The organism is Psychromonas sp. 14N.309.X.WAT.B.A12, from assembly GCF_030397575.1.
Classification (GTDB): Bacteria; Pseudomonadota; Gammaproteobacteria; order Enterobacterales; family Psychromonadaceae; genus Psychromonas.
Genome location: NZ_JAPNXS010000004.1, coordinates 179,231 through 198,116 on the forward strand (window position 1 = coordinate 179,231; position 18,886 = coordinate 198,116).

Here is an 18,886-nt window from a genome sequence, read left to right on the forward strand (position 1 = left end):
CTAACTCAGCTTACTTGGGTAGTGGCAACGAAAACTGTGTCCTTTTTTAATGGTTAAGGCTGGATTTTTAACACATATTTTTTGAGCTTTTGGACACCTAGGACCTAATCGGCACCCGATAGGTAGTTGGTTTGATGAAGGGATATTACCTGGCAAAGTATATAGTTGTGCTTTATGTTCGTTGATCTCTTCATTATTGATCATGGTTTTAAGCATCGCTTGTGTGTAAGGATGCATTGCGGAACCCATGATTTGTTTATAAGAGCCTGACTCAACGGTTTGTCCACAATAAACCAGTGTCATGTAATCTGAGATACTACTGGTATTAGCAAAGTTATTACTTAGTATTAATAAAGTCGTGTTATTGAGTTGATTAAGTTTATAAAGAAGACGATAGATCTGCGATTGTGTCACTGATTCCATTGCTGTTGTTGGCTCATCGGCAATGATGAGACGTGGATTATTAGCAATCGCCATAGCAATCATTACCTTTTGGCAAACACCTTCAGATAATTGATGCGGGAAACTTTTTAATACTGCTACATCGTTTTGTATGCCGACTTTATGTAATAGTTCTTTAATTTGTAAGCGTCTAGAAGGCACTGTCACACGCTTTATTTTACTTAAAATAGGTCTAAAGCGCTGCTGCCAGGTTTTTTTAGGTAGTACGGATTCAATTTGCGTACGTATTCTTTGGCTAGGGTCTAGGTAAGAGCTAGGCTCTTGGAAAATAACTGAAATTTCAGTACCTAGTATGTTTCTTCTCTCTTTTTGAGATAGTTTCGTTAGATCGGTTTTATCGAGGAACATACGATCTGCGGTTACTGTCCAGTTACTGCTATGTAAGCCTAAAATAGCTTTGGCAATTAAGGTTTTACCTGAACCAGACTCACCAATTAGACCATGGATTGATCCATCAACAATATTAAGTGTCGCTTTATCGATAACCCGAATTGTGCCTTGGGCAGTTTCTATATCTATGCTGAGGTTCCTGATATCTAATAAAGCCATTATTCTTCTCCCTCAATCACCGCGTGACGTAAACCTTCTGCAAATACATTCACAATAATAATGATGATAAAGATCGCTAACCCAGGAAAAGCGACTAACCAAGGAGATAAATAGATTAACTCCATATTATTGGCAATCAAGGAGCCTAATTCTGTTTGTGGTAGTTGTGCACCAAACCCCAAGAATCCTAAGGTCGCAATTTCTATAATCGCCATGGTAAATAACCGGTTTAAGATAGTGGTCGTTGGCTCAAGAATATTGGGCAATATACCATATCTGAATAAGCGTGTTTTGGCTGCACCGTCCAACTGTAAGGCAATGATATATTGTTTATTCAACTCTTGTTCAATGGCCAGATAACTTGCTCTGATGAATTGAGGTAATAAAGATAAGGCGATTGCTAATAAGCAGTTAACATAACTGGGACCAAAGAAAGTAATTAAGATTAGCGCTGACAGTAAAGAAGGGATCGCGAGAAGGGCATCTAACAAATGGTGTAAAATACTAGCTTTCACTCCTTTAGTGAGAGCCGCACCTGCACCAATTGACATGCCTATAATAGATACAAAAAACGTAATTAATAGCGCGCCACCTAGGGTATATTGAATGCCATGAAATAGGCGTGACAAGGTATCTCTCCCAAGGTCATCGGTACCTAATACATGGTCAATAGAGCCTCCATCTACCCAATAAGGCGGGAGTAACATTTTATCGGGATCTTGAAGTAAAGGTGAGTGAGGCACTAACCATGAGGCAAAGAGTGATATCAAAATTAAACACACAATAACCCACATTGCGACAACAGCAATACTTTTACTTTTAAAAATCGACCAGATATAACGTAGTGGTGATTGTATTTTATCTTCATTAAAGCCGTTATTTATCAGCATATAACGAACCTCTTCTAATTGGGCTTATAATCACCATAATAATTTCTATCGCGATACTGAACATTAAAATAAAGCCAGTGATAATTAACATACCAGCGGGTAACGCGTGATAATCACCGGTTTTCAATGAATTAAACAGCCAAGTACCTATACCGTTAAGATTAAATACAATCTCAATAGTCATCGCAAAAGACAAGATGGTACTTAGTTGTAATCTCAATTGCGGGATAATCGGAGGTAATGCATTGTTCAGTGCATGCTTAAAGACAATTTTAGTACGAGAAAAACCTTTTGCATAAGCAGTTTGGATATAGTTACTACGCATTACCATGGTCATTGAATGACGTGTTAAACGCACAATTTCAGCAATTAAAAAGAATGACAATACCGCCGCTGGTAAAATAAGGTGAGCAACCCGATCAAAAAAGGCAAATAAACCGTATTCGGGAGTAACAAATAGGGTATCTATTAATAGAAAACCGGTCACCACTGGAATGTCGTAAACTAGGCTCATATTTCCATCTACGGGTAATATATCACCCCACACACTGGGTAATAATACAGCCATCACACCAACCCAAAAAACAGGTAAAGCTAAGCCAATAATTGCCACCGTCATGATTGCGTAATCTAATTTAGTATTTCGAAATAAACCCGCTAATAAACCTAATGGGATAGCGATAATACAAGAAAATAGAAGTGCAACAAAACACAGTTCTAAGGTTGAAGCAAAAAAGGTTAACCCACGTTGTAGCAGTGGTTGTTGATCTAAAGCTGAGTGTCCGAGGTCAGCACTAAATATGTGCCATAAATATGAAAAATACTGTAGCACATAGTCTTGTTGCACAAGAGGCTGTGTTTGATGGTGAACAAGAATAGTTCGATCGATTGCAAAGGCAATAATAGTTAGAATAAACGCCGTAATTAACAATAAATTTAAACGTCTTATTAAGAATGACAGCATATTAGTTCAAATCTTGTTTGATGGCATTTTGAAAGTTAATGCCAGTTAATGGATTGACTTCTACGTTTAAAATAGATTTAGAAATCGCATCTAATCTTAAAACATGTGCAATAGGCAGATAAGGTCGTTGTTGATAAACTATATCCTGAATTTGATAGTAGTTTTTAATACGCTGCGCAAAATTACCCTCAGTTAATGAGTCATCCAATAAATCTTGAGTCATCGTATCACACCAATAACTAGTATTACCCGTTTCTGGCGTTGAATGACAACTGAGTAATGGTCTGAATATGCTATCAGGATCGTTAATATGTACATTGATGCCAGTCAGGTAAGCATCATAATCCCCGCTATTTAAATGGCTTTGTAATGCGTTGTCGTTAAGGCTGATAATCGTACTTTTTACCCCTATTGCGAGTAAATTAGCCTGAATTAATTCCGCTGTTTTATGAAAATTAGGGTTAAAGACATTAGCACCATCAGGCAACAAAATTTGTAAAGATTGGTTGAAATTAAATTGCGCTGCATTTAACTCTTTTTTAGCTTGCTCTGGGTTAAATAGTTGTTCATTAAACCGTGGTTTTAATGCCCAAGATTGTTTACTTAACAATGTGTCGGTTTGCATTGCACTTTGAAAATAAACAGCCCTAAGAATGGTTTCTGTATCTATTGCTTTAGCTAATGCTTGACGAACCCGAGGATCACCTAATTTTTCTGCTTTAGTGTTGAATGCCAATAAGGATATATTTGCTGTTGATTTACTGTTTAAACTGATTTGTTTATTTTCACTAATCGTTTCTAATTGACTGGCCGCAGGGTAAGAGATTGCATCACATTCACCGGATAATAATTTAGTATAGCGTTTTGTTGCACTTGGATTAGTGAAGAAAATGAGATTTTCAATATTACTGATCGAATGCCAGTATTGCTTGTTTTTTTGATAACGAATCGTACCGTTGTTATCAAAGCTTTTGAATACAAATGGGCCTGTACCTATAGGTTTAAAATCAATTCTTTCCGGATGACCTTCTGCTAATAATTGTTGTGCATATTCAGCGGAATGGATCACTGCATAATGTGCAGCTAAATTAGCGAGCAATGTCACGTCTGGTTTCGACAAAACAAACTCAACTGTATGCTCATCTATTTTATTTATAGAGGAAAGCAGATCAGTGAAAGGATGGTTATAAAAGTAATTCACGGTTTTATTATTGATCATATGGTAAGGGTGTTGGTGATCAAACATACGATTAAAACTGAATAACACATCATCTGCATTAAAATATCTGGTTGGTGTAAAATAGTCGGTTTGATGAAAACTAACATGCTCTCGGAGGGTAAAACGATAGCGTAGCTTGTCGTCACTTTGTTCCCAACTTTCAGCTAAATCAGGTACAAACTCATTTGTATTGGGATCAACTTTTACTAAACGATTAAACAGTTGATGTGTTGTGGCATCTAAACTAGCTATGTCATCGCTTATTTGTGGATTGAATGACGTCGGTTGACTATCAGTACAATAGATAAGCGTATTTTGTGTTAACGTTTTGTTTTGATAACAACCGCTGAGGCTAACAATCAAAGACAATAAGCATATTAAACGCATAGCATTACTTTATTCCATTATGATAATAATACGGTTCACCTTTAGAAGATAAACGGTATCAGGTTAACTTAATATTTAATAAGTTAATTCAATTATTTAGTAAAATCAATCACACTGATATTAGTTAATTATAATCTAACTTACCTAGGATTTGATAGCACAATATAATGGCGATGAATGCAAAGCTAATACTACCGAGTGCTTGACCAATAAGTATACCATGTGCGCCATAGTAATAAGCACCAATACTGACAAAAGGAATTGTCCCTAAAGACATTTTTCCAATATTAAGCAGACTAGCTAATTTGGGGTGACCAACATTATTGAGAAATGACATTGCCACTAAGTTCATTGCCACAAAAATAAAGCTTATGCAGATATATTGGCAAAAGAAGCGTAGTAAGCTCGCAGTTTCACCCGTTGCATTAAAGAGCGTTACAATTAATTCTTGGGAAAATGATAAAAGTAAAGCGACTACAAATACATAACGGATAATAAAATTTAAGGAATGATTCAAGGTCAATTTTACTCGTTTGAATTGTTTTGCTCCCATATTTTGGCTGATGATTGGACCAATAGCACCGGGCATCGCAAATAAGATCATAAAAATGACCGGAATTAATCGACTGATTACTGCCCATCCTGCCACTGTATCAGCACCTAATTTCGCTATTTCATAGGTGACATATAAATGGGTAATTGGTGTTGCTAGTTGTGTAAAACATGCAGGATAAGCAATTCTGGTAATCTCTGGTATCGTTTTTATTAAGCTATTAAGCGGGATTTTAGTAATGAAGTTAGCTTTTATTAATAGATAGTAAACGGCTAAACAAACCATAGTACTTCGGGCAATTAATGAAGCGATTGCCGCACCTTTAATATCTAAATCAAAATAGAAAATAAATAAAGGATCTAACAGTAAATTAACGATACCTGCTGACATAGTGCAGTACATGCCAATTTTGGCTTTACCCAGCGCTCGTAAGGTCGCGATAGCTTGCATACCAAGTGCCACGACTGGAAAGGTGAGGATAGTGATAGTGAGATAATCGTAAGCTGCTTGCAATGCGATACCTTCGGCACCTATCATTTGAAGTAAGCTTTTTGCGTTACAGAATACTAATCCACTCAACAATATACTAATAACAAAGGTTATTAGGTAACTAGTCATCGCTGACTGTTGTGCTGTTTGATATTGCTTTTGACCTATTTGCCGAGCTACTACTGCTGAATTAGCAATCATCATTGCAATGGTAAAAGAGGTGGTGAAAAAGAGTATGGCGGCCGCATAAGCAATGGCCGATAGTAAATGGGGTTGTTTTAGTAAACTAATGAAATAGATATCGATTAAATCAACCATAAAAAAGACACTTAAACCAATCACGTTGGTTAGTGCCATTTTCGTAATATGCTGTGCAATATCACCCTGTGTAAATTTAGCTGTGATCGATGTCATTAACTAGCGTGCAAATTAGCAAATTTATCAAGCAGTTGCTCTTGGGTTTCAATATGTTTTGGATCGATAATGATACAGTTGATAGGGCAAACTGCGACACAAGTTGCCTTTTCATAAAAACCGACGCATTCAGTACATAAATCCGGATTGATCTCGTATATTTCAGCACCAAAGGTGATCGCTTCATTAGGACATTCAGGATCACACATATCACAGTTTATACAGCTGTCTTCTATTAATAGTGCCATATTAGTTTTTGTGCGGCTGACGGGTATCGTTACCCTGAGTTAAGTGACGCATTAATAATCCATGGTTTAAATCAATCTCTTTTGCTATTGGCATATATAAGGTATGGCCTGATCCTGGTGCAACCTCTATTTGCTCACCTTTACGGTTTTGTAGTCCCTCAAGTTTAAAGTTGATATTACCTTGTGGGGTCATTAACTCCAATTTATCACCGACTAGGAATTTGTTCTTTACATTTACCTCAGCTAAGCCATTGCTATCACGCCCGATGATTTCACCGACAAACTGTTGCGTTTCACTCACCGAATAACCAAAGTCGTAATTTTGATATTGATCATGCGTATGACGACTCAGAAAGCCTTCCGTATAACCACGATGAGCAAGGTTCTCTAATGATGACATTAATGATGGATCAAAGGGGTTACCGGCGATCGCATCATCCATGGCTTTACGGTAAATTTGAGCAGTTCGTGCGCAGTAATAAAAGCTTTTAGTGCGACCTTCAATTTTTAGGGAGTGTACGCCCATTTTTAATAATCGCTCGACATGCTGGATTGCACGTAAGTCTTTAGAGTTCATGATATAAGTACCATGCTCATCTTCATAAGCTGGCATGTACTCACCTGGACGCCCTTGATCCTGTAAAAGGAACATTTGATCCGTTGGTTGTCCTTCACCTAATGTTGGCTCTACTGGTTGGATGGCAACTATGTCACCAGTTTCATTCTGTGTTGCTTGATGGGCATCGTATTTCCAACGGCACGAGTTAGTACATGTACCTTGGTTTGGATCGCGTTTATTAATATATCCCGATAATAGGCAACGTCCTGAATAGGCCATGCACAATGCCCCATGTACAAAGACTTCAATTTCGATTTCAGGACAATGGAAACGAATGTCTTCTATTTCATCCAAGGAAAGTTCACGAGAAAGAATGACTCGTTCGATACCTTGTTGATACCAAAACTTAACGGTAGCCCAGTTGACGGCATTAGCTTGTACACTTAAATGAATTGGCATATCAGGGAAGACATCACGTACCATCATAATTAAACCAGGGTCAGACATAATTAATGCATCTGGTTTTAAATCAACCACGGGTTTCATATCTCGGATAAATGTTTTTAATTTAGAGTTATGTGGTTGGATATTACACACGACATACAGTTTTTTGCCTTGAGCATGGGCTTCATTTATACCTATTTGTAGTTTTTCAAGGTTAAACTCATTGTTACGTACACGTAAAGAGTATCGAGGTTGACCGGCATAAACTGCATCTGCACCATATGCAAAAGCGTAACGCATGTTTTTTAAAGAGCCTGCTGGCGATAATAGTTCAGGTTTCATCGGTCCCTCTAGGTTAAAAATCAAACAAAATAACTTGTAAATAATGTGAAGATTCTACTTGTTTTTATAAAAAAGGGGTAGAACAAGTAGATAAACATTAACTATTCATAATAAATATCATTAAATTAGCTGGAATAAGCGGCTAGAGCGATAATTCGTTTCACATTTAATAAACGCAACATTATACTACTGAATAATTTTCTTAATGATAATCAGAGATTTACTTTGGCTATCTTTCAACATCGTTTTTAAATATTAGGTTTTACATGGAAAACACAGAAAAGTTTACAAATAACAAACAAATCATTGCCTTCTTAACAGAACAGTTCCCAGCTTGCTTTATCGCTGGTTCTGAGTCTGCAAAACCATTAAAAATTGGTGTATTTCAAGAATTAGCTGCTCGTCTAGAAAATGAACCTCGTGTTAGTAAAACACAATTACGTGGTGCATTACGTCAATACACAATGAGCTGGCGTTACCTGCACTGTGTAAAAGCCGGGGCAAAACGTGTTGATTTAGACGGTGTTGAAGGTGATGAAGTATCACAAGAACATGCTGATCACGCACAGTTATCATTAAAAGAAAGCAAAGAAAAAGCCTTTGCTAATAAAAAGAAAAACGAGACGGCTAAAACGCCAAATCGTGCAGCTAAAAAAGTGGCTATTCCAACGCGTAAAAAAGACGCACCCAAGAAAGCTGCTAAGAAACCTGAAATTGACTTAAGCCAATATAAAGAAGCTAACCATAATGAACTTAAAGTTTCTCAGCCAGTCAAAGTCTTGCTAGGTAAGTCTCCCGTCTCTGCTACAGTAGTAGAAATCTTAAAAGAAGAAGTTCAAGTGCAACTAGATTCAGGAATGGTTGTGAAAGTGAAAGCTAAGCATTTAATCGTATAAAAGGTCTTTTTAATGAAAAAACTCTTTCGTCATGTATTAATTTTATCCCAGCTCTGTTTTGTTGGGGTCACCTTTGCCGCCTCTGATAGTACAACACTAAACGAGATTCCACAGCTGCATCAAGAGTCTCAACATGCAAAAGTGGCGAAAAGAGTGAGTGACTTATTTAGTCGCTCTCATTATAAATATATTCCTCTAAATGATGAATTATCAAAAAAAGTATTTGATCGTTATATTGAGCAGTTAGATTTTAATAAACAAATCTTTATGCAAAGTGATATCGATGAAATGAAAGCTTATCAATACAGCTTCGATGATAACTTGAAGTTTGGTCAGTTAGATTCTATCTACGCTATTTACCAGTTAAACTTAACCCGTCGATTTGAGCGTTTCAGCTATGCATTGTCGTTATTGGATAAAGAGATCACGTTTGATACAGAGCAATCTTATCAATATGATCGTACCGATGCGGATTGGCCGAAAGATAAGCAAGAATTAGATGCGTTATGGCAAGCTCGTGTTAAGTCTGATGCACTCACTTTAAAACTATCTGGTAAAGAATGGCCTGAAATTAAAACGTTATTAACTAAACGTTATAATTATTCGTTGAAATACCTAACACAAACTGAAAGTGAAGATGTATTCCAAACTTTTATGAATGCGTATGCTTATACTATTGAACCGCATACCAGTTACTTATCACCTCGCAATGCAGAACGTTTTAAAATGGAAATGAATCTGTCATTAGAAGGGATTGGTGCAGTGCTTCAGCTAGAAGATGATTACACTGTAGTACGTAGTTTAGTGCCAGGTGGACCTGCTGAAAAATCCAAACTATTAGCAAAAGACGATAAAATTATCGGTGTCGGACAAGAAGGCGAGAAGATCGTTGATGTGGTTGGCTGGCGTTTAGATGACATAGTTGAGCTTATTAAAGGGCCAAAAGGCACTACGGTTCAATTACAAATATTATCTGGCAAAACCGGTGATGTGAACAAAGTCATTAAAATTGTGCGTGAAGAGATTCACCTTGAAGACAGAGAAGCGAAGTCGTCTGTTGAAGTGATTGATGGCAAAAATATTGGTGTTATCTCGATTCCAAGTTTCTATATTAATTTAAGTAAAGATGTTGAACGTGAATTGGCTTCATTAGCGAAGAAAGATGTTAAAGGTATAGTGATTGATCTGCGTAACAATGGTGGTGGTGCGTTAAGTGAAGCTACATTACTAACAGGTTTATTTATCAAAACTGGACCTGTTGTGCAAGTTAGAGATAGCCGCCAAGAAATCTCAGTACAATTCGATGATAATGAAGATATCTCTTATGATGGCCCATTGACTGTGTTAATTAATCGTAATAGCGCTTCTGCCTCTGAAATCTTTGCTGCAGCCTTACAAGATTACGGCCGTGCAATTATTATTGGTGAGCAAAGTTACGGTAAAGGTACCGTTCAACAACATCGTCGTATTGCTCGCTACTATGATACAAATCAAGATGCTGTAGGCTCTGTACAATATACTATCGCTAAGTTCTATCGCATTAATGGAGGCAGTACACAAAACAAAGGTGTAGTACCTGATATTGCTTTCCCGACAGCAATTGATTCAAAAGACACAGGTGAAAGTTTAGCGAAAAATGCACTACCATGGGATAATATTAAATCAGCTAAATACAACAAAGTCGATGATTTGAGCAAGGATGTTAAGATCCTTGAAGCAGAGCATCAACAACGTATTAAAAAAGAAGTTGAGTTTACTTACTTAGCTGAAGATATCGAAGAGTATCGTCTAGAAAAAGATGATAAGAGTATCTCTTTAGTAGAAAAAGAACGTGTAGCCGAGCGTGAAAAAAATAAAGCTAAAAATCTAATTCGTACTAACGAACGTCTTAAACGTGCAGGGCTTAAAACAGTTAAGTCATTAGACGATGTGCCAGATGATTTTGAACCGCTTGATGCTTTTTTAATAGAAGCTGCACATATCACTTTGGATTATGCTAATTTATAATTTCGGTTAAAAATTAATTTTAAAAGCCGACTTTGCTAGTCGGCTTTTTTATGTCAGTAGGAATGACTCATGTATAAACCATGGCTAGATAATTACCCGCCCGGTGTCAGTGCTGAAATTAATGAAAGCACATTAATCAATCTTGTTGATATGGTGGAAGATACCTTTGAACGCCATCCTGAGCATACTGCCTACATTAATATGGGGCATAAATTGACTTTTGCTGAGTTAGAAGTGAAATCTCGTCATATAGCGAGCTATTTACAGCATGCAACAACCTTAAATAAAGGTGATCGGGTTGCTGTTATGATACCTAACTTATTACAATATCCGATTATCTTGCTCGGTATATTAAGAGCAGGGTTAATCGTTGTTAATGTCAATCCTTTATACACTCCTTTTGAACTAAAACACCAGTTAAATGATTCCGGTGCAAAAGCGATTTTTATTGCTGAAAATTTTGCACATACACTGCAAAGTATTATTCAAGAAACTAATATTAAACATCTCGTATTAACCAAAATAGGAGATGGCTTGCCATTCATCAAACGTCGCTTGGTCAATTTTACCGTTGCTCATGTTAAACGTATGGTACCTAGATTTAAATTGGCGAATACCTGTGATTATCATAGGGCATTAAAAATAGGCGCTAAAGGGCAATATACTCGTCCTATGATCAGTATTAATGATATCGCATTTATTCAATATACAGGTGGGACGACAGGAGTACCTAAAGGTGTCGCTATGACACATCGTAATATGGCAAGTAGTCTTGCTCAAGTTGAAGAAACATTTGGCTCTTGTTTAACTCAAGGAAAAGAGTTACTAGTAACCGCATTACCTATGTATCACGCATTTGCATTAAATATTAATTGTTTCTTTTTCCTAAAAAGAGGAGATTCTAACCTCTTAATTGAGAACCCTAGAGACATAGATTCTTTTATTGATATCTTATCTCAGTACCAATTTACTTCAATTACAGGCGTTAACACTTTATTTAATGCATTACTTAACCACTCTAAGATCGGAAAGGTGGACTTTTCTCTCCTAAAATTTACAATTGCAGGAGGAATGCCTACACAACATAAAGTTGCTGAAGATTGGAAAAATATAACTGGTAATACCATTATTGAAGGCTATGGATTAACCGAAACAACAGCAATCGTTAGTGTTAATGCTTATAATTTAGCTAAGCATACGGGGGCAGTAGGCCTACCGATGCCAAACACTGACGTACGTTTAATTGATCAAAACAACTTTGTAGTTGAAGATTTGAACTGCGTCGGTGAAATTCAAGTCAAAGGACCACAAGTTATGACTGAATACTGGAATAACCCTACTGAAACTGAGGCTGCTTTTGATCAGGGTTGGTTTAAGACAGGTGATATTGGATTATTTGATAATGATGGTTTATTACGTATAGTTGATCGTAAAAAAGATATGATTTTAGTATCTGGCTTTAATGTGTATCCTAATGAGATTGAAGATACAGTACTGAAATTAGCTGGTGTTTATGAAGCTGCAGTAATTGGCGAAAAAGATAAAGACGGTAATGAAGCGGTTATATTATTTGTTGTTATCAATGATCTGCAAGTGTCCATTGATAAGATAAAGGCCCATTGTCGCGATTATTTAACAGGTTATAAACAACCTAAAAAAATCAAAATAGTTAATGAGTTACCTAAGAATAATGTGGGTAAAGTACTAAGGCGTTTATTAAAAGAAAAACCATAACAGCAATTAACTTATCTATTAACATAACTTATTTAATATAATTGCTGTAACAGGTTTATTTTTAATCGATGAGATTTATTGTTGGTAATAATCAATTGGTAATACAACCAATTCAGTACCTTCAGGGTTTGCATCTACAAAGCTTAAGTTTTTATACCAATCACCAACATCAAAGCGATTGCCTGTTTGACCATTGACTTCAAATTGATGGTTAAAGGCTTGGTGTGTATGTCCATGAATTAATTGCTGGACACCGTGGTATTCCATTAGGCGGATCACTTCCTGTTCTGTCACTCCCATCATATTATTATTTTTATATTGTTTTTTTGATTGGCTTGCAGTACGAATTTTCCAACCAATTCGTTTACGTAAGCTCAATGGCAAGCAATTAAAAATAAACTGTAAAACTGGGTTATGGATCACCTTACGCATACGCTGATAATTCTTATCAAAAAGACATAAAGTATCGCCGTGCATGATTAAGGTTTTGGTACCATACAAATCAATTTCAGTGTGCTCTGGAAGAAGTATCATCGAAGCTTGTTTCGCATATCGTTTGCCTAGCATAAAATCACGATTACCATGAATATAATAGATTTTAGTATTATTCTTTTTGGCATAGGTCGTTAATTTTTGCGCAACTTCATCCATTAACGGGGTATGTTCATCATCTCCGATCCAAACTTCAAACATATCCCCCAAAATATACAGGGTCTCTGCATTGGTTGCTTCTTTATCAAGAAAACCAAATAGGGCGTCGGTAATATGACGATGATGCTCACTTAAGTGTAAGTCGGCAATGAATAAAGTGCGCATAATATGTTACGCTACAGTAACTTTATTAATCACTACATCTTCAAGTGGTACATCTTGATGTACAAAATGAGAGTTACCTGTTGCAACACCTTTGATTTTATCTACTACTTCTTCACCAGCAACTACTTTAGCAAATACACAGTAACCCCAACCATCAGTGGTTTCTGATTTAAAGTCTAAGAACTTGTTATCACCTACGTTAATGAAGAATTGAGCTGATGCTGAATGTGGTTCCATAGTACGAGCCATTGCTACTGAATACTTTACATTTGATAGACCATTATTTGCTTCATTTTTAATTGGCTTTTGGCTATCTTTTTCTTCCATGTTAGGTGCAAAGCCACCACCTTGGATCATAAATCCGTCAATAACACGGTGGAAAATTGTATTGTCATAATGACCACTTGTTGCGTAATTAATGAAGTTGGCTACTGTTTTTGGCGCTTTTTCTTCGTTCATTTCTAAAGTGATATCACCGAAGTTTGTATGTAAAGTAATCATTGTTAAATCCTATCTATAAAAAGAGTTTCATCATACCTTAAACGCCTTTAAATTAAAAAGACAGGTAACTTTGGAAACATAAAATACTGGTAAAATAAGACCTTTTTTAACGTTATTTTAATGGCTTAGTATTTCAGATAAATTATTGACAACAGAAATTGATTAATTACTTCAATGAAGTGATAGAAAGGGTGAATTTGTCCTTTTTGCAGGTTAGAATAAGATTTTTACAGTAATCGTATTGGATGGAAAATGTTAAAGATCTATAACACCCTAACTCGAACCAAAGAAGAATTTAAACCCCTTGTTGCCGGCAAAGTGGGAATGTATGTATGTGGTGTTACTATTTATGATTATTGTCATATTGGCCATGGCCGAACCTTTGTAGCTTTTGATACTGTTGCTCGTTATTTCCGCTTCAGTGGTTATGACTTAAGCTTTATCCGTAACATTACCGATGTCGATGATAAAATTATCAAACGAGCAACAGAGAATGGTGAAACTTGTGATCAGTTAACCGAACGTTTTACCGATGCGATGCATGCCGACTTTGATGCATTAAATATGATTCGCCCGGATATCGAGCCACGTGTAACGGATCATATGCCAGATGTTATTGAAATGGTTGAAAAGTTGGTTGAAAAAGGCCATGCCTATGTTGCTGATTCTGGCGACGTGTTGTTTTCTGTTTCTTCATTTCCAGAGTATGGACAATTAAGTGGTCAGAACTTAGAAATGCTTCAAGCAGGTTCTCGCGTTGAAGTAGAAGATAGCAAGCATGATCCTTTAGACTTTGTATTGTGGAAAATGGCTAAGGAGGGCGAGCCATCTTGGTCTTCTCCATGGGGCGAAGGTCGTCCAGGTTGGCATATCGAATGTTCTGCAATGAATAAAAAACATTTAGGTGAAGTGTTTGATATTCATGGTGGTGGTTCAGACTTAAGTTTCCCTCATCATGAAAATGAAATTGCACAGTCATGTTGTGCTCATCACGGTCAATACGTAAATACTTGGATGCATTCCGGTATGGTGCAAGTTGATAAAGTAAAAATGTCTAAGTCTTTAAATAACTTTTTTACTATTAAAGATGTATTAGAAGTTTATGACAGTGAGACAGTACGTTATTTCCTTATTTCAGGTCATTACCGTAGCCAGCTAAACTATTCTGAAGATAACCTTAAACAGGCGAGAGCTAGTTTAGAGCGTTTATATACAGCGATTCGTGATGTTGAATTGGTTGATCTTGCTAATGTTGATCAACAAGTTAAAGATAGTAAATTCTACCAAGGTTTTGTGAAAGCCATGGATGATGATTTTAATACACCTGAAGCGCTAGCGGTATTGTTTGATCTAGCTAAAGAAATAAATCGCACCAAAACCGATGATGAACAACAAGCGTCATTATTGGCTAGCATGTTGGTAAATTTCGCTAACGTCTTAGGTTTATTATCTCAATCACCAGAGCAGTTTTTACAAGGTGATGCGGGAACATCGGATGAAGTGGCTGAAATTGAATCATTAATTTTACAACGTAATACAGCACGCGCAAATAAAGATTGGGCAAGTGCCGATGATGCTCGTGATAAATTAGCCGCTTTAAATGTTGTCTTAGAAGACGGTGCTAACGGCACTACTTGGCGTAAAGTATAAGCCACTATAATTTATGTTAAATTTTACAATATCGAGGTTAAGTAGGTACTTTGTTGTTGCATAGATAAAAAAAGGAGAACTCAGGTTCTCCTTTTTTTACAATTGCTTATTTTTTGGGGCTTGTTTATGGGTTCATCATTTGCAAATTTCCAAGAGGTTATTTTACTCGGAGATAGGGTGTGCGCGTTTGTTTTTGAAGTCCTTTAATGCAATTTCTAAAGCTGAGATGGTCGTTTCTAACTCAACATCAGTTTCTTCCAACAATTGAATAAGGTCCACAGCTAACTTAAGTTCAATAGGGGCATTGGCTAGAGTTGTCCTAGCTTCAGTAACTTCTTTAGTCATTATCTAAGGCGTCCATTTTAAATTCTAAGGATTGAGTAAACTCATTACATTTTTGGTAGCGCTCTTTTAATACATTGACACGACTTCTATGAATCTCTTTATGTGCCAGTGGCGCAGCCTCGTATAAGATATTTTCTTCATCAATCATGGTCAAGAGCCTTTTTTCATATTGATATTGACGCTGTAGCTGTTGATATACTTTTTCCTGTTGCGTTGAGTATCGTTTATATAATCCTTCGGCTTTACCAGCATCCAATTGATTAACGATATTAAGCAGGGCAGAAAATTGATTAACGAATTGCTCACACTCATAATTAATAATGATTTCACCCATATTATGACTGATCACATAACGTAAATGTGAAAGGGTATTTGATAATTGTTCACTGTAACCGCTTAAAGTTAAGCTACTTTGTTTGAAAAGATGTACTTCAAATCGGAACGATTTATTTTCCGTAAGCGTTATTTTACTATCCCATTCTTGGCAACGTAAATGTAAGGCTTTTACTTGTTCATCTAACGCTGCTAAGTGTTTTAAATCGACGGGCTGAACCATGCATTGTATCCTAAATTAAGTGCCATGATTAAGACAATAATAATAAATAACGGGCGAATAAATTTAGCACCAAAATAGATCGCTGAGTGCGCACCAATAAACGCACCAAGCATTAGGCATGCTCCCATGGTTAAACCGATAAACCAATTAACCTGCCCAAAATAAATAAAAGTTAATAGAGAAACAAAGTTACTAGTGAAGTTCATAGCTTTCGCTACACCACTAGAAAGTAGTATATTTAAACGGTATAAATGCATATTTGATATCACCCAAAAAGCACCAGCACCAGGGCCAGAGGCACCATCATAAAAGCCTAAGATAAACCCTTGAACTCGTTGGGTGAATCTTTGCATTGGTGACTTTTTAGGTAATATCGCATTGTCAATTTCTTTAACTCGACTGATTAATGTATAAACAGCGGCTATCATAATAACAACAGGTAAAAATTTATTAAGTAGTGAAGCTGATATGTAGTTGACGAAAATGGTGCCACATAAGGCGCCGATCAAAGTGCTATAAAAGCAATGTTTCCAGAAAGCGGGATCAAATAATTTTTTACGAAAGTAAGTAAAAGCGGCTGTACCAGAGGCAAAACTAGCGGAAAGTTTATTCGTGCCCAATGTTAAATGGGGCGGTAAGCCCACACTTAATAGTGTAGGGACAGTTAGCATACCACCACCTCCAACAACGGCGTCGATAAATCCTGCTAATAAACCAACAAACGCTAATGCCATCCAACTATGTGGATCTAATACAAATTCAGTCATTTATTTCTCTATCTTTAAAGCAAAGGGGGGAAGAGCATCAATAAGGCTTTTTCCATAACGTTTAGTGATCACGCGTTTGTCTAGCAAGGTGATTTTACCAGTATCAGTCTCTTTACGAATTAAACGTCCACAAGATTGGATCAGTTTTTTACTGGCCTCTGGAATAGTAATTTGCATAAATGGGTTACCACCTTTTGAGGTGATCCATTCAGCATGGGCTTCTTCCACTGGGGAATCTGGTACAGCAAAGGGTAATTTAGTAATAATTAAATTAGTCAGGTAATGCCCAGGCAGATCTAAACCCTCGGCTAAACTACCAGTACCAAATAAGATACTGGTCAAACCTTGGTCGCAATTGTTTTTATGCAGAGAAATCATTTTAGTGCGTGATGTTTCACCTTGTACTAATAATGATTTAGGAAATTTACGTCTTAATTTCTCGGCCACTAAATTCATCTGCCAATAAGAGGCAAATAAAACTAAATTACCTTCTTTCAATTCAATACGTTGAGCAATGTTGTCGATTAATTCGTTATCAAAACCTGACTCTGTTGGGTCGTTTTTCATTGCTGCTACATGAAGGTTGATATTGGGATAATCAAAAGGTGATTTTAAACGTAAATACTGTGTGCCGTCATTTTGTGCTAGGCCAGCTTGGCGCATGAAATAATCAAAACTGTTTAGTGATGTTAAGGTCGCTGAGCACAATACAACTCCTGCGGCTTGCGACCACAGCATATATTCTAACAAGCCTCCGACTTCTAAAGGACTTGCGCATATCGTATAAGCGTCATTTTCATTATTTATCCAGGCTGCGATTGGCGCTTGATTTGATCTGCGATCTTTTAAAAGCATTTTCCACAGGTCAGAAAGCGCTTCTAAGCGTTGAATATAGAAACCCGTTTCAATCAATATTGGTTCTGCATCGCTTAGTTTAATATTGTCGTCTTTTAATTCTTCAGAGGTAATATTAGAAAGTTTGTTTACCGCACTTAGGCACTTTTTAGTCTCTTCTTTTAAGCTAATCAATGAGTTAACAATACCTTGCGGAACTTCACCCATGCTAAAACGATATTGATTAGACTTGTTATAATTAAGAGGGTTGTTTCTAAAGTAAAGCTCAATATTATTTAAATCTTTAACCATTTCGTTCGCACTTTCCAGCATATTTAAGCCGGGTGTAATAGTGGTTTGTCTATGTACCACGCGATTGACATGGGTGCTGACTTGTTTAATCTTTTTTAACCAGTCTTGGCTGGTTTTAATATTAACACTGGCACTAGAAAAGTCTCGAGCAATTTTTGGTAGGTGATGCGCTTCATCTAACACATAAAAAGACGCGTCTGGTTCAGGTAAAATAACACCGCCACCTAATTCTAAGTCTGCTAATAGCAGGGCATGATTGACTACAATGACATCTGCTTTATTGATCTTGTCTCGGGCACGATGAAAAGGACACTGACGATGGTTAGTTAAGGCTTTTTTACAGCTGTGCTTATCGGAGATAATTTGTTGCCATACACGACGCGGGATCGGCTTTGGCCAACTATCCTGATCACCATTCCATTTACCGTCTAAGTAAGCATTTCTAAGTCGATCTAACAACTCACGGTCACCCGCTTGTGGCTTTTCAGTAAATAGCTGAGTTTGTTCTGTATTGTCTACTTGTTGGTTGAGTAACTTGTGTTCACAACAGTATCGTTGTCTGCCTTTAGCTAGGGTAAATGTAAATTTGTAATCACTGTGACGGAGAAAGAAAGGCAGATCTTTAGTTATCAACTGCTCTTGAAGTGTCACCGTCGCGGTTGAGATGATCAGTTTCTTATTAGCGCGCAATGCAACAGGTAATCCTGCTAAAATATAAGCTAGGGATTTACCAATACCGGTTCCTGCTTCGGCCACTAAAATACGACGTGCTTTATCATAGTTCCCTGCTAAAACTTTTGCGATTTCAGCCACTAAATAGTTTTGTGCTTTACGCGCTTTAAATTGCGGTAATGCCTGTGTGATGAGTTCGTAATTGGTACGAATTTCTTTTTTTAGTGAGTCTGAAAGCATAGCTACTATTACTGTTTCTCAATGTCATTGTGCAGA

Annotated in this window: 17 protein-coding genes; 4 read left to right on the forward strand and 13 right to left on the reverse strand. The window is 36.8% G+C overall.

The genetic code is table 11. From position 1 onward, the window contains the following. The 7 genes from OW492_RS07260 to yegQ all read right to left on the reverse strand — a co-directional run bounded on the left by OW492_RS07260 (window position 1) and on the right by yegQ (window position 7,520). Complete coding sequence (locus OW492_RS07260; protein WP_290039264.1) at window positions 1-1,011, reverse strand: oligopeptide/dipeptide ABC transporter ATP-binding protein; 1,011 nt, start codon at window positions 1,009-1,011, stop codon at window positions 1-3. Then, on the reverse strand, window positions 1,011-1,901 hold the full coding sequence (locus OW492_RS07265) for an ABC transporter permease subunit (protein ID WP_290039265.1): 891 nt from the start codon (window positions 1,899-1,901) through the stop codon (window positions 1,011-1,013). Before OW492_RS07265 ends, OW492_RS07260 begins: the two co-directional genes overlap by 1 nt. Beyond that, a complete protein-coding gene (locus OW492_RS07270; protein ID WP_290039266.1) occupies window positions 1,888-2,865 on the reverse strand; it encodes an ABC transporter permease in 978 nt (325 codons plus the stop codon). The genes OW492_RS07265 and OW492_RS07270 overlap by 14 nt, the downstream gene beginning before the upstream one ends. A gap of 1 nt (window position 2,866) precedes the next feature. Continuing rightward, window positions 2,867-4,471, reverse strand: a complete 1,605-nt coding sequence (locus OW492_RS07275; RefSeq protein WP_290039267.1) for an ABC transporter substrate-binding protein — start codon at window positions 4,469-4,471, stop codon at window positions 2,867-2,869. Between the two features lie 124 nt (window positions 4,472-4,595). After that, entirely contained in the window at window positions 4,596-5,927 is a 1,332-nt protein-coding gene (locus OW492_RS07280) for an MATE family efflux transporter (RefSeq protein ID WP_290039268.1), read from the reverse strand. Continuing rightward, window positions 5,927-6,175, reverse strand: a complete 249-nt coding sequence (locus tag OW492_RS07285; protein ID WP_290039269.1) for a YfhL family 4Fe-4S dicluster ferredoxin — start codon at window positions 6,173-6,175, stop codon at window positions 5,927-5,929. The genes OW492_RS07280 and OW492_RS07285 overlap by 1 nt, the downstream gene beginning before the upstream one ends. 1 nt (window position 6,176) lies before the next feature. After that, complete coding sequence (gene yegQ, locus OW492_RS07290; RefSeq protein WP_290039270.1) at window positions 6,177-7,520, reverse strand: tRNA 5-hydroxyuridine modification protein YegQ; 1,344 nt, start codon at window positions 7,518-7,520, stop codon at window positions 6,177-6,179. Between the two features lie 266 nt (window positions 7,521-7,786). On the opposite strand from yegQ, the gene proQ reads away from it, so the two are divergent. The 3 genes from proQ (at window position 7,787) to OW492_RS07305 (ending at window position 12,157) form a co-directional block, all read left to right on the forward strand. Then, the gene (proQ, locus tag OW492_RS07295; protein ID WP_290039271.1) at window positions 7,787-8,416 is read left to right on the forward strand and encodes an RNA chaperone ProQ; all 630 of its coding nucleotides are present in this window, start codon (window positions 7,787-7,789) and stop codon (window positions 8,414-8,416) included. Between the two features lie 12 nt (window positions 8,417-8,428). Beyond that, on the forward strand, window positions 8,429-10,423 hold the full coding sequence (prc, locus tag OW492_RS07300) for a carboxy terminal-processing peptidase (RefSeq protein ID WP_290039272.1): 1,995 nt from the start codon (window positions 8,429-8,431) through the stop codon (window positions 10,421-10,423). 69 nt (window positions 10,424-10,492) lie between these two features. Further along, window positions 10,493-12,157, forward strand: coding sequence for an AMP-binding protein (locus tag OW492_RS07305; RefSeq protein WP_290039273.1), 1,665 nt, complete (start codon window positions 10,493-10,495; stop codon window positions 12,155-12,157). Between the two features lie 75 nt (window positions 12,158-12,232). On the opposite strand, the gene OW492_RS07310 is transcribed toward OW492_RS07305, so the two are convergent. After that, window positions 12,233-12,973, reverse strand: coding sequence for a UDP-2,3-diacylglucosamine diphosphatase (locus OW492_RS07310; RefSeq protein WP_290039274.1), 741 nt, complete (start codon window positions 12,971-12,973; stop codon window positions 12,233-12,235). A gap of 6 nt (window positions 12,974-12,979) precedes the next feature. Next, a complete protein-coding gene (locus OW492_RS07315; protein WP_290039275.1) occupies window positions 12,980-13,474 on the reverse strand; it encodes a peptidylprolyl isomerase in 495 nt (164 codons plus the stop codon). Window positions 13,475-13,726: 252 nt separating this feature from the next. Between OW492_RS07315 and cysS the strand changes: the two genes are divergently transcribed. Next, complete coding sequence (gene cysS / locus OW492_RS07320; RefSeq protein WP_290039276.1) at window positions 13,727-15,124, forward strand: cysteine--tRNA ligase; 1,398 nt, start codon at window positions 13,727-13,729, stop codon at window positions 15,122-15,124. 162 nt (window positions 15,125-15,286) lie between these two features. Here the strand turns inward: cysS and OW492_RS07325 are convergent, their stop codons facing one another. The 4 genes from OW492_RS07325 to dinG are packed head-to-tail and all read right to left on the reverse strand — an operon-like array spanning window position 15,287 to window position 18,850. Continuing rightward, window positions 15,287-15,469: a DUF2496 domain-containing protein gene (locus OW492_RS07325; RefSeq protein WP_290039277.1), complete on the reverse strand. Its 183-nt coding sequence runs from the start codon at window positions 15,467-15,469 to the stop codon at window positions 15,287-15,289. After that, window positions 15,462-16,025 carry a primosomal replication protein PriC gene (gene priC / locus OW492_RS07330; RefSeq protein WP_290039278.1) on the reverse strand — a complete coding sequence of 188 codons (564 nt, stop codon included), beginning with the start codon at window positions 16,023-16,025 and terminating at the stop codon, window positions 15,462-15,464. The genes OW492_RS07325 and priC overlap by 8 nt, the downstream gene beginning before the upstream one ends. Then, entirely contained in the window at window positions 16,004-16,792 is a 789-nt protein-coding gene (locus tag OW492_RS07335) for a TSUP family transporter (protein WP_290039279.1), read from the reverse strand. Before OW492_RS07335 ends, priC begins: the two co-directional genes overlap by 22 nt. Beyond that, entirely contained in the window at window positions 16,793-18,850 is a 2,058-nt protein-coding gene (gene dinG, locus OW492_RS07340; RefSeq protein WP_290039280.1) for an ATP-dependent DNA helicase DinG, read from the reverse strand. Window positions 18,851-18,886: the final 36 nt, after the last annotated feature.